This window comes from Amphritea opalescens, assembly GCF_003957515.1.
Taxonomy (GTDB): domain Bacteria; phylum Pseudomonadota; class Gammaproteobacteria; order Pseudomonadales; family Balneatricaceae; genus Amphritea; species Amphritea opalescens.
This window is the reverse complement of the sequence record NZ_RQXW01000008.1, coordinates 52,817-70,365: the sequence shown is the minus strand read 5'-3', so window position 1 is coordinate 70,365 and position 17,549 is coordinate 52,817. Positions and strand designations below refer to the sequence as shown.

The following is a 17,549-nucleotide window of genomic DNA, read 5'->3' as shown; positions in this document are numbered from 1 at the left end:
GATAATTACGGATGAATTTCAAACAGTTATCTAAGCAGATATCAACGCTTTGCCTGTTATCTGCAACACTGATCGGCTCTCTTGCGGCACCCTTACAAGCAGCCACTCCACAGCACGCTATCTCTATGTATGGCGATCTAAAATACCCTGCGGACTTTAAGCACTTCGATTACGTCAACCCTGATGCCCCGAAAGGCGGCTCTGTGTCTCAAGATGCCATCGGCACTTTCGATAGCTTCAATCCCTTTATCATCAAAGGGGCTGCCGCCGATGGTATCGGCCTTATCTATGACTCACTTCTCACGCGCTCTCAGGATGAAGCATTTTCCCTCTACGGCCTGTTAGCAGAATCCCTCGAAGTCGCCGACGATCGCAGCTGGATAATCTTTAACCTCAACCCGAAAGCCCGCTTCAGCGATGGACAGCCAGTGACCGCTGAAGATGTGATCTATAGCTTTAAACTACTGCGCGAACAGGGCTCACCTTTTTATCAGTCTTATTACCGTGAGATCTCCTCTATCGAAGCGCTCTCAGAGCGGCGGGTGAAATTTAGCTTCAGCGAAAGCGAAAACCGCGAGTTACCGCTCATTGTCGGCGAAGTCAGTATTCTGCCGAAACACTATTGGCAACAACGCGACTTCAGTAAGCCAAGCCTCGATGTACCTATCGGCTCTGGCCCCTATGTTGTCGATAGCTTTGATGCCGGCCGCACCATTAACTATAAACGCAACCCAGATTACTGGGGCGCCGATCTTCCGGTCAACCGAGGGCGCTTTAATTTTGCCAATATCCGTTACGATTATTATAAAGATGGCAATGTAGCCCTTGAGGCCTTCAAGGGCGGAGAATACGACTTCCGCCAAGAAACCTCATCCAAAGAGTGGGCCACCGGCTATAAGGGCTCAGTGTTTGATGACGGTAAAATCATCACCCGCAATATTACCCATGAGAATCCAACAGGGATGCAGGCCTTTATATTAAATACCCGCAAGCCCTACTTCGCAGACAGCCGAGTAAGACAAGCGCTGGCCTACGCCTTTGATTTTGAATGGACCAATAAAAATATTTTCTATAACGCCTACACCCGTACCCACAGCTTCTTTTCCAACTCAGAGATGGCCGCGACAGAACTGCCTACCGCTGAAGAGTTGAAAATTCTTGAACCCGTGCGTGATCAGGTGCCACCTGAAGTATTTACCCAGGTTTATAAGGCCCCTACAACCAAAGGCGATGGCAAAACACGGGGACAGCTGCGCTCTGCCCTGCGCCTATTGAAAAGTGCCGGCTGGGCGCTAAAAGATGGCCTTCTCTTAGGGCCTGATGGCAAACAGATGACCTTTGAGATCTTGTTGGTACAACCCGCCTTTGAACGGATTGTCGCACCCTTTAGTCGCAACCTCGAACGCATGGGCATCAAACCCACGGTACGGGTGATCGATGCGTCGCAATACATCAACCGCGTGCGTAATTTTGATTTCGATGTCATCGTCAGCGGATTCGGTCAGTCTAACTCACCGGGTAACGAACAACGGGAGTACTGGCACTCGAGCACCGCCGATCAACCCGGCAGTCGCAATATGATTGGCATCAAAAACCCTGCGGTTGATTACCTAGTCGAGCAACTGATTCAAGCACCCAATCGTGAACAACTCGTCCTGCGAACCCGTGCTCTGGATCGGGTATTGCAATGGAACCATTATGTAATCCCGCAATACCATATCAACAGTTATCGGGTCGCTTATTGGGATAAATTTGCTTTCCCCGCTATCCATCCAAAGTATTCACTGGGTTTCGATACCTGGTGGGTCAAACCTAATCAAGCGGAGCAATAACCACTATGGCGGCTTATATCCTGCGGCGGCTGCTGCTGATTATTCCGACCTTGTTGGGTATTCTGACGATCAATTTTTTGATTGTGCAAGCTGCACCGGGTGGCCCTGTTGAGCAAACCATTGCCAACCTTCAAGGACTAAACACTAGCGCCACCGCCCGTTTTGATGGGTCGGCGCAATCGGACCTCAGTGGCGGCTCACCCTCGGCCACTGAAAACAGCAGTACTTATCGCGGTGGTCGCGGGCTTGACCCACAGTTGGTCAAACAGATTGAGGCGCAGTTCGGCTTCGATAAACCCGCCCATGAACGTTTTTTACAGATGCTGAAAAACTACTTGGTGTTCGATTTTGGTGAAAGCCTGTTCAGTGGAAAAAAAGTTACCGACCTTATTATTGAAAAGCTCCCAGTATCGATCTCTTTAGGTCTCTGGACGACGCTGATTACCTATTTGGTCGCCGTTCCCTTAGGGATCAAAAAGGCCGTCCGTGACGGTACGCCATTCGATGTCTGGAGCAGTTCAATCATCATCATTGGCTACGCTATTCCAAACTTTCTCTTTGCCATTCTGCTGATTGTACTCTTTGCTGGAGGAACCTATTTTAGCTGGTTTCCGCTTAGGGGGCTCACCTCCCCCGATTTTGATCAGCTTAGCGCATGGGGACAGGTTAAAGACTACTTCTGGCATATCACCCTGCCGGTATTAGTGTCGGTGATTGGAAGCTTTGCGACCCTCTCCATGCTAACCAAAAACTCCTTTCTCGATGAGATCAACAAGCAGTATGTCATCACCGCTCGCGCCAAAGGCTTATCAGAGAACCAAGTACTCTATGGCCATGTATTTCGCAACGCAATGCTACTGATTATCGCCGGCATGCCTGCCGCACTGATCGGCATTTTCTTTACCGGTTCGATGTTGATTGAGGTGATCTTTTCACTCGATGGTATCGGTCTGCTCGGCTATGAAGCCGTTATTAAACGCGACTATCCGGTCATCTTCGGCACCCTCTATATCTTCACCCTGATCGGCCTACTACTGAAACTGGTTAGCGACCTGACCTATGTGGCGGTCGACCCTCGAATAGACTTTGAAAGCAGAGAAAACTGAGCACATGCTGTCACTGTTGAAACATAAAAAAATGAGCCCCATAAACCAACGTCGGCTGCAGAATTTCTGTAACAACCGTCGTGGTTACTGGGCACTGTGGCTGTTTTTGGCATTATTTATCAGTAGCCTCTTTGCCGAACTGATCGCCAACGATAAACCGTTACTCATCCGTTATGAGAATAGCTTTTACTATCCGGTGGTCGTGGATTATTCAGAGCTGGTATTTGGTGGTGAATTCGATACCTTTGCCGACTATAAAGACCCCTACATCCAAGACCTGATCACGGATCAGGGCGGCTGGATCATCTGGCCCCCTATCCGTTTCAGCTACCGCACCATCAATCAGGATCTCCCAGTACCCGCCCCCTCGCCACCCAGCAGTGATAACTTACTGGGGACTGACGATCAGGGGCGTGATGTCCTCGCGCGGGTCATCTATGGTTTTCGCGTGTCGGTATTATTTGCCCTCACCCTGACAATCATTAGCTCTATTATTGGCGTGGCCGCCGGTGCGGTACAGGGGTACTACGGCGGTAAAGTCGATCTATTTTTCCAGCGTTTCATAGAGATCTGGTCCGGCATGCCCGTACTTTTTCTATTGATCATCCTCGCCAGTATCGTACAACCTAACTTTTGGTGGCTACTGGGCATCATGCTGCTATTTTCCTGGATGCAACTGGTGGATGTGGTCAGGGCAGAGTTTCTCCGCGGGCGCAATTTAGAATATGTTCGTGCGGCTCGCGCCCTCGGTTTGGGCAATCGCTTAATCATGTTTAGACATATATTGCCAAACGCCATGGTGGCGACACTCACCTTCATGCCTTTTATCTTTAACGGCTCCCTAGTCACGCTGACAGCTTTGGACTTTCTTGGCTTTGGCTTACCGCCAGGGTCGGCATCGCTAGGGGAGTTAGTGGCGCAGGGTAAAGCCAACCTTCACGCCCCTTGGCTCGGACTCACCGCCTTTGTGTCACTCTCTATTATGTTGACCCTGCTAATCTTTATCGGCGAAGCCGTCCGTGATGCCTTTGATCCAAGGAAGACCTTCAATGACTGATGCTCTGCTCTCCATCCGCAATCTATCGGTACGCTTTGGCCAAGATAGCCAGGCCGTTGATGCCGTCAAGCAGGTTAGCTTTGATATTAAAACCGGTAAGATTATGGCGTTAGTGGGTGAATCAGGTTCGGGAAAATCCGTTACCGCGATGTCGATCCTGAAGCTACTGCCCTACCCCAAAGCCAGTCATCCAAACGGTGAAATTTTTTACCGAGGCAAAGACCTGCTACAAAACAGCGAAGCGCAGATGCGCGCCCTTCGAGGTGACCGGATCAGCGTCATCTTTCAAGAGCCCATGACCTCGCTCAACCCGCTACACAACATCGCCCGACAAATAGGCGAGACGCTACTGTTACATAAAGGCCTCACGGGGCCACAAGCCCGAGAGCGAACCTTAGAACTGTTACAACTGGTGGGCATACAGGAAGCCGAGAAACGTCTTACCAGCTACCCTCATGAGCTATCAGGAGGCCAACGCCAACGGGTTATGATTGCCATGGCACTGGCTAATGATCCAGAACTACTGATCGCCGATGAGCCGACCACCGCGCTGGATGTCACGATTCAAGAACAGATACTCGAACTACTGCAGTCGTTACAGCAAAAGTTAGGCATGTCTGTACTGCTGATCACCCATGATCTTAATATCGTGCGACGCTATAGCGATGATGTTTGTGTCATGTACCAAGGCTCCATCGTTGAGCGCAATAGCACCGCGCAGCTTTTTGCTCAACCTCAACACCCCTACACCCTAAAGCTGCTGAATGCCGAACCCAGTGGTCAGCCGCCGGCAGTCGCACCCAGTGGTACACCCATACTACAAACCCAGAACCTTAAAGTATGGTTCCCGATTAAAAAAGGCTTGCTGAAGAAAACCGTTGATCACATCAAAGCGGTGAACCCCTGCAACATTAAACTGTACCGCGGGCGCACACTCGGTGTCGTCGGCGAAAGCGGCTCGGGTAAAACAACCCTAGGGCTGGCCATCCTACGACTGATCAGATCAGAAGGCGGGATACAGTTTGCTGGTACCGCGATCGACACACTCAACCAGCGGGAAATAAAGCCGTTGCGCCGTCGCATGCAGATTGTGTTTCAAGACCCTTATGGCAGCCTCAGTCCTCGTATGTCCGTTGCCGACTCGATCAACGAAGGCTTAGAGATTCATAACATCGGCATGGCCGCTGAGCGACAGCAGATGATTATTGATGTGCTGCGTGAAGTGGGTCTCGATCCCGAAGACCGTCATCGCTACCCCCATGAATTTTCCGGAGGACAACGTCAGCGTATCGCGATCGCCCGAGCGGTGATCTTAAAACCTGAGCTGATTATTCTCGATGAACCGACCTCCGCCTTAGACCGAACGGTGCAGGCTCAGATTATCGAACTGCTTCGCGAGCTACAGCAGCGCTACCAGCTGAGCTACATCTTTATCAGCCACGACCTAGCGGTCGTTAAAGCCCTCAGCCATGATCTACTCGTCTTACAACATGGCGACGTAGTTGAACAAGGCGCAGCAGCAGAACTGTTCAGCAAACCAACCGAAGCCTATACCCGCCGCCTGCTCAATGCCGCTTTCAGTGACCGATAAACATACAAGCATGGCCGGGTCATAAAGCTCCCTTTCTGAATCCAAAGCACAAAAAAAACAATTAAAAAAAAGGCCGATACATTATGTATCGGCCTTTTTTATGACGTCTGACGATTAGAGAGCCATTAGAGACGCTCAACCTCAGCAGCACTTGTCCGTGCTTCAATCATCGCCTGGTAATCAAACTGACCAGTACGCTGACCCAACACATTACGCATCGCTTGACGCTCTTCTGCGCTTACTTCAGACAGATCAGGTTCATTGACCGCCGTAACCGCCACAATCGCTCTAGAGCCGTCTTGTAGCGCAATCAAGTTATATGATGCCACTTGATCAGGCTTAGGCAGTTTAAAGGCCGCAGACAGGATCTCAGCAGGCTGTGTACGGTTGGTACGGCTCACCGCATCTTCCACTAACCATTCAGCACCATTAATCGTAGTCCGCTCAGCACCCTGCTGTAGCTTCTCTAATTCGGTACTCAAAGAAGCCTCTAACGCTTCACCGGCTTTCTTAAAGGTTAGAATTTCGGTGATTTGTGGTTTAACTTCATCCTCGCTCAACTGACGTGGACGGATGTGCTCTTTGATACGCAATACCAGCGTACGACCCGAATCTAATTCAATAGGATCACTATTCAAACCATCACGAATCAGCTCTTCGTCAAAGGCAGCACGAATCACCCGTGGATTAGTGGTGATATCATCATCGCCACCTTGACGACCAAAGGGCTTAACCTCAACAATCTTCAGCGCTAACTCATCGGCAGGTTCTTGCAGATCACCGGAGGAGAACGACAGGTCGGTCAATTGGCCAACACGTTCAACATATAGCTGCTCAACCTTGTTTTCCATCTGCTCCGCAATCAACTGATCTTTAACATCAGCAAATACTGGCGGCTCAGACTCAGACAAATCGGTGAGTTTAATCAAATGATAACCAAACGCGGTACGGACCGGCGCTGACACTTCACCCTTTTTCAGCGCATAGACTGCCTGTTCAAACGGGCCATCTAGCATACCGTCCTGATAAACACCTAGATCACCGCCAACAGCAGCAGAACCAGGATCATCGGATTCAGACTCGGCTAACGCGGCAAAATCTTCACCCGCCGCCAACCGTTGCTGCAGTGCTTCAGCTTTCGCAAGTGCTGTCGCATCATCAACATCATCTGACACTTCAATCATGATATGGGAAACGGTGCGCTGCTCTTCTGCATTGTATACCGCTTGAAGTTGATCAAACTGGGATTGCAACTCAGCCTCATCAACCGTCACCTCTTTCAATAGATCCGCTTTATTAATCAGCAGGTATTGAATGGCAACCTGTTCTTCGGTCATGAAATCCTGCAGATGCGCATCGTAGTAAGCATTCATCTCGTCAGCAGAAACAGAGACGCCGGCCATGTAATCACTCAAGCCAACTTTAACGTAAGCCATATCGCGGGTTTCACGATCGAGTTTTAAAATGTTGTCGACATCACTATCCAACACAAAGGCTGACAGCATATAACCGGAACGCTCGTAGTCGACCAAACTTTCTTTACGCAGCAGATCCTTGTACATCATCGGCGTCAGACCGGCATTACGTAACACCGCCTGATATTGATCGGGATTAAACACCCCATCCACTTTGAAGTCCTGGGTGTTGATAATCATCTGATCCAACATATGGTCTGAAATCGCCATATCTTGGTTAACCGCAGACTGAACCAGCACTTCCCGTTGTATCAGGTTATCCAGGGTTGCCTTATTGATTAGATTATCATCTAACAGGGTAGGATCTGCATTTTCACCCATCTGGGCCAACAATTGTCGCCGCTGCAGGTCTGCACCCTGGAGTAATTCTTGCTCACTGATTTCAACACCGTTAACGGTGGCCGGAGCATTTGAGCCTGAGGTCAGGCTGACCAGGGACTCCACCCCAAACAGTGCAAAGGTAACGATGATCAGACCAACGATGATCTTAGCAACTATTCCCTGGGAGTTATCTCGGATATTCTGAAGCATGATGCCTCTGGGCCTCTAAGCTAGTGTACAAATAGAAAAAAAGGCGCACCCATAACCGGATGCGCCTTTTATATGATTGGCAATACGGAGCGGCTAATGCCGGTTACCGTCACCCAGAGAAACACTAACTGTTACGGCTAATGATCTCACATTTGGCGGAACGGACGGGACTCGAACCCGCGACCCCCTGCGTGACAGGCAGGTATTCTAACCAACTGAACTACCGCTCCGGGTGCCAATGATCCTTACGGATCAGGCGCTAACTTTTATTACTTATTTACAGCGTCTTTCAGAGCCTTACCCGGCTTGAAAGTCGGCAACGTTGCCGCAGCGATCTGAATAGGCTGACCAGTCTGAGGGTTACGACCCGTACGCGCAGCACGCTCTTTTACACCAAAGGTTCCGAAGCCCACGAGAGCAACAGAATCACCCTTTTGCAGAGCGTCTGAGATAGATTCCAGTGTAGCATCCAGCGCACGGCCAGCTGCTGCTTTTGGAATATCCGCAGAAGCGGCGATTGCGTCGATTAGTTCAGATTTATTCACATTGTTCCCCTTATATGAATCATTTTTATATTCTGTAGCTCAAGCCCAGTAAGTTAACGAACAACTTATACCAAGCGTACAATTCAGGTGTCAAGCGGGTTGCAGCTTGATACGTCACTATTTTCAGTTAATGCGGTTTTATTTGCCCGCGCTCACTTTTTGCTTGCTTTTTCTTTTCAGAAAAGTTTGCTTTTTGCTCTTCAGTCAATGGTTCCGGACTGTATTTTAAAGCAATTTGCAACACCTCATCGATCCATTTAACCGGACAAATTTTAAGGTCTGCTTTGATATTGTCAGGAATTTCCTTCAGATCACGTTTGTTCTCATCTGGAATAATGACGGTTTTAATGCCACCCCTGTGCGCCGCCAGTAATTTCTCTTTCAAACCACCGATAGGCAGAACCTGCCCACGCAACGTAATCTCCCCAGTCATCGCTACATCAGAGCGGACAGGAATACTCGTGAGCACAGATACTAATGCAGTACACATCCCGATACCAGCACTTGGTCCATCTTTTGGTGTCGCACCTTCAGGAACATGGATATGAATATCGTTTTCTTCATGGAAATCAGGGTTAATACCCAAGGACTCTGCTCGACTACGCACAACCGTCATCGCCGCTTGGATGGATTCCTGCATCACATCACCCAAGGAGCCTGTGCGAATCTGACGCCCCTTACCAGGGACTACCGCAGATTCAATGGTCAAGATATCACCACCGACCGATGTCCAAGCCAGACCGGTTACCTGACCGATACGATCTTCCTCTTCTGCCACCCCGAAGCTGCACTTACGTACCCCAGAGTACTTCTCAAGGTTTTCGCTATTCGCCACAATAGAGGCCTTCTTATCACCCCCTAGGGCAACCTCTTTAATCACCTTACGACAAATTTTAGCGATCTCACGCTCAAGGCCACGAACACCGGCTTCCCGAGTGTAGTAACGAATCAGATCGGTAACGGCTTCATCTTCGATCGTAAGCTCTTTATCCTTCAGACCATTGGTCTTCATCTGCTTAGGAATCAGATACTTACGTGCAATGTTTAATTTCTCATCTTCGGTGTAACCCGGAATCCGAATAATCTCCATTCGATCCAATAGCGGACCCGGGATATTCATCGAGTTTGAGGTACACACAAACATTACGTCCGACAGATCGTAATCGACTTCCAAATAGTGATCATTGAACGTACTGTTTTGCTCTGGATCCAGCACTTCTAGCAATGCAGAAGCGGGATCGCCGCGCTGATCCATACCCATCTTATCGATTTCGTCTAACAAGAACAGTGGGTTCTTCACGCCAACTTTAGACATTTTCTGAATCAGTTTACCCGGCATCGAACCGATGTAGGTACGTCGATGACCGCGGATTTCGGCTTCATCACGTACACCACCCAACGCCATACGCACATACTGACGGTTGGTTGCTCGCGCAATCGACTGCCCCAAGGAGGTTTTACCCACACCTGGAGGCCCGACTAAACAAAGGATTGGGCCTTTCAGCTTACGGACTCGACGCTGAACCGCTAAATACTCAAGAATTCGGTCTTTAACCTCTTCGAGCCCATAGTGGTCTTCATTCAGAATCGCTTCGGCACGCTTCATATCGTGACGCAGCTTAGAGCGCTTCGACCAAGGAATCTGTAACATCCAGTCGATATAACCCCGCACCACCGTCGCTTCCGCAGACATTGGCGACATCATCTTCAACTTATTGAACTCGTTGAGGGTTTTATCGAGTGCTTCTTTCGGCATACCGGCTTCATCGATCCGCTTTTTCAGCTCTTCGATATCCGTGGTACCGTTTTCATCTAAATCACCCAGCTCTTTCTGAATCGCCTTCATTTGCTCATTCAGATAGTACTCGCGCTGGCTCTTTTCCATCTGTTTTTTAACGCGACCACGGATGCGCTTTTCAACTTCAACCAAGTCAATCTCGGTCTCCATCAACGCCATTAGATGCTCCAGACGAAGCTTATCGTCTAGAATTTCTAGAATTTGCTGCTTCTCTTCTAGCTTGAGAGACATATGTGCAGCAATGGTATCCGCTAAACGGCCAATTTCATCGATCGACCCTAATGAGGTTAACACCTCGGCCGGAATCTTCTTGTTGACCTGTACAAAACGCTCGAACTGATCCAACGCGGTACGCTTATAGATTTCCGCTTCGTTTGCACTGACTTCATCAATCGGCAACACAGTAATATCAGCGGTAAAATGAGCTTCCGTGGTGTGCAGTTTTTCGATCCGTGCACGGTAGTCGCCTTCGACGAGTACTTTGACCGTACCGTCAGGTAACTTCAACATCTGCAACACACTGGCAACAGTACCAATGGCAAACAGGTCTTTACCGTCCGGCTCATCATCGGAAGCATTTTTCTGGGCAATCAGCAGAATCTCTTTATCCTGCAACATCGCCGCTTCTAGGGCCTGAATTGATTTTTCCCGACCTACAAACAGCGGGATCACCATATGTGGATATATAACAACATCACGCAACGGCAAAACCGGCATCAGGGTGGTGGTGATCTCTTTATCATTCTCGAGTGGTGCCATAATGGACCTTACTCCTTTGTCGAAAGAAACTGCGGGAGATACAGCAGTTACGGGCTGTACGATATATCGCTCTTACTGATAAATGGGGCTTAGACTATAAAAATCAACCACATCACAATAAAAGTTACAGAAAAAAGTAACAACAACGAATAATGTTTTATCAGTAAGTTCAATGAGTAACAACGTACCAAAATGGTGGATAGTCTCTTTACAATTAAAAAAGCCCGGAAAGTCCGGGCTTTTTTCAGAGCATTGGTTGTTACTTGTAATACGCGTTATCAGTAACAGTATGATCTGTCACATCACGCACACCCACTAAGCCACTAACACGCTCAACGAGGGTTTTCTCAACGCCATCTTTTAACGTCATATCAACAGCACTACACCCCTGACACCCACCACCAAACTGTAGGATAGCAATCTGGCCGTTCGACTCTTCAACCAGCTCAATCAGCTTCACTTCACCACCATGGGATGAAAGGCCCGGATTGATATCCGAGTAGAGAATATAGTTTATCTGCTCTTCTATCGGACTATCATCCGATACATTTGGCACTTTAGCGTTCGGTGCTTTAATCGTCAGCTGCCCACCCATGCGGTCGGTCGCAAAGTCAACGGTTGCTTCCTCGAGGTAAGGCAGACTGTTTTTTTCAAAGTAAAACGTTACCTTATCCATCGGCATCACAGCATCGTCTTCGACGATCTCTTCTGGACGACAGTAAGCCAGACAGGTTTCTGCGTAAGGCGTCCCCGGCTGGGTAACGAACATCCGCACAGCAATACCTTCTACATTTTGCTTTTCTAGCAACTCAGCAAGGTAAATTTCAGCTGATTCGGTTACAGTAATATTCATCAAAATTCCTGTTAAATCACTCACTCAATATGGGCATTAGGATACACCCTTTCTAATCCCGAGTAAAATACTCAGTTATTAGTAAAACCGACGTTTTTACCTTTTCATCAAACGACTTGGCAATCTTTATTAACCCTTTCAATACTCATTTTCGTCTATTTTGATCGGTATTTTAACTACCTGCAAATACTGATTCATAACGAGATAGGCGTCGTTAAATCGACAAAAAGGCTATTTAGCCCCCCCACAGAACGCCCATTCGCGTTAAACCACATTCTATTTTGGTCAGCGGAACTATCTATTGAGTCGATCTATCAAGCCTATCTATCGAGCGCGCTCCAACCGTTGCTATTTTATTTATAGCTGAATCCCCCACCACCTTCATATCCGGCTATAGATTCGTTAAACTAAGGGGTGCTCAGCGCCTGAGCTCCCGCCCTGAATCGATTGGATATCACTTTAGCTATGATGCAACAGAGCCTGGTTTTCTCTTTTTTCCTGATTTTTACCGGTGCCGCTGTGCTGGCCTCTATCGCCCTTTATACTCGACAACCGTTACTCGTTGCCTATATTGTTTTGGGTGCCATTTTGGGGCCCTATGGTTACAGCTATATTCAAGATACCGCCCTACTCTCAGACATTTCGCACGTCGGCATTATTTTCTTACTCTTCTTGCTAGGGCTCGATATGCAACCTAGCCACCTCGTACATATGCTCAAAAAAGCGACCTTAGTGGCGGTATTTAGCGCGATTATCTTTATGGTGATTGGCTATGGTGTGGGGATAGCTTTCGGATTCACGCGCACTGAAGCCATTATTATTGGTGTAGCCTTGATGTTTTCCAGCACCATTATTGGCATCAAACTTCTCCCTACCACCGTGCTGCACCACAAGTACACCGGCGAACTGGTGGTTGGTCTGTTACTACTGCAGGATGTCATCGCTATTCTGGTGCTACTACTACTCAACAGCGGCGATGGCGAAGCGAACCAGTTTTTCACCTTCCTGAAAACATTGATCGCGTTACCCTTGATCATTGGCGGTTCGCTAGCTTTCGTCCGTTATATTTTGTTGCCATTGATTCACAAGTTTGACCGCTTCCATGAGTATATCTTTCTACTTGCCATTGGCTGGTGCCTCGGCCTAGCTGAACTCGCCCATGCGGTCGGTTTATCTGCGGAGATCGGCGCTTTTATTGCAGGCGTCAGCTTAGCAACCAGTCCGATCGCCCAGTATATCGCCACTAGCCTAAAGCCTTTGCGAGATTTCTTCCTTATTCTGTTCTTCTTCTCTATCGGGGCGAGTTTTAATCTCGGACTCGTAGGTCAGATTATTATTCCGTCCATTATTCTAGCGCTGCTGGTGCTGGTGATTAAGCCGATCGTGTTTCGCTTTCTACTGCACAATATCAGTGATAGCAAAACCCTTGCTTGGGAAGTAGGCTTCAGACTGGGCCAGATAAGTGAGTTTTCATTACTGATCGCCTATATGGCCACCGGTGCCTCCATGATTGGACAGGAAGCCTCCCATGTCATACAGGCAACTGCCATTCTGACCTTCTTGCTATCGACCTATATTGTCATCTTTAACTACCCAAGCCCGATTGCCGTGTCAGATAAGCTAAGAAGAGATTAAAACCAATGTCCGATAGAGCAGTCTATCGGACAAACCCACAGGCTTTATGCCACCAGTGCGACTAATACTGGGCTTTGTTTCTACCTTGCCACATCTGCTCCGCTAAGGGGATGCAGCTTTCATCATCCGCCTTATTAAGCAATTTCAGCATCAAGGCCAACGTCGAGATCACCGCTCCCGTTCCATATTCATGCTCTATGTCTCCACGCCACAGTTTAAGTAAATCCGCGTTATCGAGCGGTTGTTTCACTAATCGCTTTGGATAATAGCGGGGCCATACACTGGTCGAATAATCATTGCCTCTGGTCCATTGCAGATCACATTCAGCATCGGGTTTAATCTCAGCCTCTCCACCATCACCTTTAATCGTTAACCCATTTTCAACACCGAGCAACTGTGCCGCTTTCTGATGCATCGGCCCATACGCCGGATGGAACACGCCATCGACAGTGTGGCGAGCATGCAGTGGATTGATCAGTCGGCATAGCGTATGTACTGGAGAGCGCAGCCCCAACACGGGACGTAGATTGATAATCCGACTCATACGCGGACTCAATGTATCAATCGACATAAAAGCGAACCGGTGAGCATCTAAGGTTTGCGCCACCTCGTCCCAACCGGAACAGGCCTTAATGCCAAACAATGCCAGACAGTCCTCGGTATAGATACGCTCAGGCGTATGACCTTTAGCGCCGTGCATAAACACCCGAATACCGCTTTCGGCTAATAACAATGCCACCAAAATAAACCAGGGCAATTGGCGCTTTTTACCCGCGTAAGTTGACCAATCTAGATCCACCTGCAATGACGCCGGCGCGCCACATCGACCACGAACCGCTTCGATAAAACCGGCCAACTCTTCGGGGGATTCCTCTTTAACCCGCAACAGCATCAAAAAAGCACCTAACTGCTCAGGCTCTACCTGATCATCTAAAATCATCTCCATCGCGTCACGCGCTTCCGTTTGACTAAGCGAACGAGACCCCTGTTTACCTTTACCCAGAATGCGAACAAAGGGAGCAAAAGGATGCTCCGCTGACGGCGGTTTTTGTAACATAGACCCTCTCTAACCCATTAATTAACGTTACGCAGATTTTATACCCTCGACGCCATCCGTATGAAGTCTTTACGCTGACAAAACCACCTTAAAGCCAACTTTATGCCCATCCGCACCGTCTACCCGTAAAAAGCCTATCGATACCTCTTAATCTAACGGTGATTCACGCCGTTGCGGATGCTTTCATCATCGGTGACTGGTAGAATCCGGCCTTCGTCAGGAGAAGCCCATGAAACCGAACCGTTCCCGTCCAAAAAATCAGCGCCCGGCCCGCAAGCCAACCCACCCTCTACCCACCGAAGCGGTCGAGTTTAAGATCGAATCTCTCAGCCACGACGGCCGAGGCATTGGGCGATATCAGGGCAAAACGGCATTTATTGCCAATGCTCTACCGGGAGAGCAGGTATCTGCGCGACTGACAGAAGAAAAAGCCAAGTTTTACCTTGGCCATACTGACGCGATTTTAACCCCCTCTAGCCACCGAATCGAACCCGCCTGTCCGCACTACCAACAATGCGGCGGTTGCGATCTGCAACATCTAGATAATGCTGAACAGCTGAAGTTAAAGCAGTCGCTCGTTGTGGAACAACTAGAACGGATCGGCCATACAAAGCCTACCAAAATAGTCGAGCCGCTAACGGCCTCTGATTGGCATTACCGCCGCAGCGCCCGGATTGGCATTAACCAGTTATCCGATGGCGAACCCATTATTGGTTTTCGTCGCCGAGGCAGCCATCTACTCACTCAGCTCGATAGCTGTGTCGTGCTGGACAAACGTGTTAGTGATATTTTCAGCCGCACCAGAGACGCCCTACGTGATAGCGGGGACATCAAATATATCACTCAGCTAGATATCGACCTAGGTGATGAAGGCGGCTACTTATCCCTGCGACTAAAGAAACCACTTAACGATCAACACCTGGCCATCTTTACCACGCTAGCGTCGCATTACGGCCTAAGCCTACAACAGCAGATCATCGGCACTGATCCCGATAACAGTGAAGTTGCGCCGGTGAGCTATTCACTCAACCAACTCACCTTGCAATTCCGTCCGGGTGACTTTATTCAGGTTAACGCCGAGATCAACCAACAGATGGTCTCTAAGGCTTGCCAGTTACTGGACCTTAAAGCTGACGATAAGATTCTTGATCTGTTCTGCGGCCTGGGTAATTTCTCCCTACCCGCCGCCCAAGCGGGCGCTTCGGTCACGGGTATCGAAGGTAGCATATCCATGGTAGAGCAGGCCGAACAAAACGCCCGCTTAAACCAACTCGATAACAGCCGGTTTTTCTGCGGCAATCTGGCGGATGATTTAACGGGGTTACAGTGGTTTCGCGAGTCTTACAACAAGGTCATTCTTGACCCGCCTCGCAGTGGTGCCGCTTCACTAATTCCACAAATTTGCAATCAGCGACCCGAATTGATTCTCTATATCTCCTGCAACCCAGGCGCACTGGCTCGCGATAGTGAACTATTAGCCACAGAAGGCTATCAGTTACAGCAATTTCTCGTGATGGATATGTTCCCACAGACTCACCATATTGAATCAATGGCTTTGTTTGTACGCGGGAAAAAGAAACAGCAGAAAAAGAAACTATTTGCCGGCAAAGGCATTAACCGCTGAGATGACACCCGTTATTGATGAACACGCGATTCTTTTCGCCGATAACGACATCCTAGTGGTCAACAAAGATCCTGATCTACTCTCCGTGCCGGGTCGCGGAGAGGACAAACAGGATTGCCTCTGGCGTCGAGTGTTGCCGTTTTTTCCAACCGCTCTCATCGTGCACCGACTCGATTACCCCACCTCAGGCATTATGGTGTTGGGGCTCAGCAAAGAAAGCCACCGCCATCTCAGCATTCAGTTTCAAGATCGGCTCACCGAAAAAAGCTATCAAGCGATTGTCGGTGGCAAGTTACTAGCCTCCTGCGGTACGGTGGATCAACCACTGCGCTGCGACTGGGAAAACCGCCCTTTACAGATAGTCGATCATGAACAGGGTAAACCGGCGCAGACCCGATGGCGGGTCATCGAACCCTTAGATAATGCGACTCGGGTCGAACTCACACCGATTACTGGCCGCTCGCACCAATTGCGCGTCCACATGCAGTACCTTGGACACCCTATTCTTGGTGACCGTTTCTATGCTCAGCCAGACCAACGAGAACGTTCCGAGCGCTTACTACTACATGCTCAATCCCTAAGCTTTAACCATCCGGTCAGTCAGGCGCGGTTATCCTTTAACGCACCCTGCCCCTTCTAACCAGAGGCACCTTAACCCTTACGGGTCGCTATCAATGGAAATCTAGCTCAATTCACCACGCGAATGCGCTCACCCCGCTTTAAACCTTCGATGGTTTCCGTAAGCTGCTCGACAATACGTTGACGCGCCTGCACACTGCCCCAAGCGCTATGGGGCGTTACAATTAGGTTTGGAATATCATCGGCCAACAGCGGATTACCATCCACCGGCGGCTCTTGTATTAACACATCGGTCGCGGCACCGGCTAACTTGCCACTACGCAACGCAGCAGCCAGTGCCGCCTCATTGACGATACCGCCACGGGCCGCATTGATAATAAAAGCACCGGTTTTCATCTGTACAATCGCATCGGCATCAATAAGATCACGGGTCTGCGCCGTTAACGGACAATGCAGACTCAACACATCAACCTGTGACAGCAACTCTTCCAGCGCAACACGCCCCGCCACCGTATCACCACCAATACGTTGCGCGACTAACACCTTCATTCCAAAAGCGCTGGCCAATTGAGCGACACTCGCCCCTAAGTTTCCATAGCCAACAATACCCAAAGTTTTTCCGTTAAGCTCCTGAATCGGATAATCCAGCAAGCAAAACTGCTCAGCCTGCGCCCACTGACCATTACGCGCAGCTTCATTATAGGCAATGAGGTTGGTATGCAGAGCCAACATCATCGACATCACATGCTGGACCACCGACGCTGTGCCATATGCCTGACAATTAGACACCGTAATACCGTTGTCGGCAGCAGCCTGAAGATCCACATTATTAGTGCCCGTCGCGGCGATACACACATGCTTCAACTGAGTGGCACCTGCTAGCGCGGCACCATCCAGCTCTACCTTATTGACAATAACAACATCCGCACCCGCGATCCGTGCTGCAACCTGCTGCTGGCTCGTGGCTGGATATCCGTTGAATTCTGTAAACTGAGCCTTCAACTCGGCGAGATTAAGGTCATCACAATCAAGACTATTTAGATCTAGAAATACTGCTTTCATCGCTCTTTTCCATCACGTTAACAATAAAAAAAGGGCCTTCAATTA

13 protein-coding genes and 1 tRNA gene are annotated in these 17,549 nt (G+C 49.1%); 7 read left to right on the top strand and 7 right to left on the bottom strand.

From position 1 onward, the window contains the following. The first annotated feature begins 11 nt into the window (after window positions 1-11). Genes EH243_RS10475 through EH243_RS10460 form a run of 4 tightly spaced genes read left to right on the top strand, consistent with a single transcriptional unit; the run spans window position 12 to window position 5,586 of the window. Window positions 12-1,832 (top strand): extracellular solute-binding protein, encoded by a 1,821-nt coding sequence (locus EH243_RS10475; RefSeq protein ID WP_126158612.1) that lies wholly within the window; start codon window positions 12-14, stop codon window positions 1,830-1,832. Window positions 1,833-1,837: 5 nt separating this feature from the next. Continuing rightward, window positions 1,838-2,938, top strand: a complete 1,101-nt coding sequence (locus tag EH243_RS10470; RefSeq protein ID WP_126158611.1) for a microcin C ABC transporter permease YejB — start codon at window positions 1,838-1,840, stop codon at window positions 2,936-2,938. 31 nt (window positions 2,939-2,969) lie between these two features. Continuing rightward, a complete protein-coding gene (locus EH243_RS10465; RefSeq protein ID WP_164549099.1) occupies window positions 2,970-3,995 on the top strand; it encodes an ABC transporter permease in 1,026 nt (341 codons plus the stop codon). Further along, a complete protein-coding gene (locus tag EH243_RS10460) occupies window positions 3,988-5,586 on the top strand; it encodes an ABC transporter ATP-binding protein (RefSeq protein ID WP_126158610.1) in 1,599 nt (532 codons plus the stop codon). The genes EH243_RS10465 and EH243_RS10460 overlap by 8 nt, the downstream gene beginning before the upstream one ends. A gap of 125 nt (window positions 5,587-5,711) precedes the next feature. Here the strand turns inward: EH243_RS10460 and EH243_RS10455 are convergent, their stop codons facing one another. The 5 genes from EH243_RS10455 to nfuA all read right to left on the bottom strand — a co-directional run bounded on the left by EH243_RS10455 (window position 5,712) and on the right by nfuA (window position 11,547). After that, window positions 5,712-7,592, bottom strand: coding sequence for a SurA N-terminal domain-containing protein (locus tag EH243_RS10455; protein WP_126158609.1), 1,881 nt, complete (start codon window positions 7,590-7,592; stop codon window positions 5,712-5,714). Window positions 7,593-7,745: 153 nt separating this feature from the next. Continuing rightward, window positions 7,746-7,822 (bottom strand) — tRNA-Asp (locus EH243_RS10450). 39 nt (window positions 7,823-7,861) lie between these two features. Next, complete coding sequence (locus tag EH243_RS10445) at window positions 7,862-8,137, bottom strand: HU family DNA-binding protein (RefSeq protein WP_126158608.1); 276 nt, start codon at window positions 8,135-8,137, stop codon at window positions 7,862-7,864. A gap of 127 nt (window positions 8,138-8,264) precedes the next feature. Next, a complete protein-coding gene (gene lon / locus EH243_RS10440; protein ID WP_126158607.1) occupies window positions 8,265-10,694 on the bottom strand; it encodes an endopeptidase La in 2,430 nt (809 codons plus the stop codon). Window positions 10,695-10,953: 259 nt separating this feature from the next. Beyond that, entirely contained in the window at window positions 10,954-11,547 is a 594-nt protein-coding gene (gene nfuA, locus EH243_RS10435; protein WP_126158606.1) for a Fe-S biogenesis protein NfuA, read from the bottom strand. A gap of 465 nt (window positions 11,548-12,012) precedes the next feature. Between nfuA and EH243_RS10430 the strand changes: the two genes are divergently transcribed. Beyond that, complete coding sequence (locus EH243_RS10430) at window positions 12,013-13,182, top strand: cation:proton antiporter (protein WP_126158605.1); 1,170 nt, start codon at window positions 12,013-12,015, stop codon at window positions 13,180-13,182. A 61-nt stretch (window positions 13,183-13,243) separates the two neighbouring features. Here the strand turns inward: EH243_RS10430 and EH243_RS10425 are convergent, their stop codons facing one another. Then, the gene (locus EH243_RS10425) at window positions 13,244-14,239 is read right to left on the bottom strand and encodes a glycosyl transferase family protein (protein WP_126158604.1); all 996 of its coding nucleotides are present in this window, start codon (window positions 14,237-14,239) and stop codon (window positions 13,244-13,246) included. Window positions 14,240-14,468: 229 nt separating this feature from the next. On the opposite strand from EH243_RS10425, the gene rlmD reads away from it, so the two are divergent. Together rlmD and EH243_RS10415 are read left to right on the top strand one after the other, a co-directional pair. Next, window positions 14,469-15,863: a 23S rRNA (uracil(1939)-C(5))-methyltransferase RlmD gene (rlmD, locus tag EH243_RS10420; RefSeq protein ID WP_126158603.1), complete on the top strand. Its 1,395-nt coding sequence runs from the start codon at window positions 14,469-14,471 to the stop codon at window positions 15,861-15,863. After that, window positions 15,838-16,503, top strand: coding sequence for an RluA family pseudouridine synthase (locus EH243_RS10415; protein ID WP_478212947.1), 666 nt, complete (start codon window positions 15,838-15,840; stop codon window positions 16,501-16,503). The genes rlmD and EH243_RS10415 overlap by 26 nt, the downstream gene beginning before the upstream one ends. Window positions 16,504-16,550: 47 nt before the next feature. Here EH243_RS10415 and EH243_RS10410 read toward each other — a convergent pair whose 3' ends face one another. Continuing rightward, window positions 16,551-17,504, bottom strand: coding sequence for a 2-hydroxyacid dehydrogenase (locus tag EH243_RS10410; RefSeq protein ID WP_126158602.1), 954 nt, complete (start codon window positions 17,502-17,504; stop codon window positions 16,551-16,553). Window positions 17,505-17,549 lie beyond the last annotated feature (45 nt).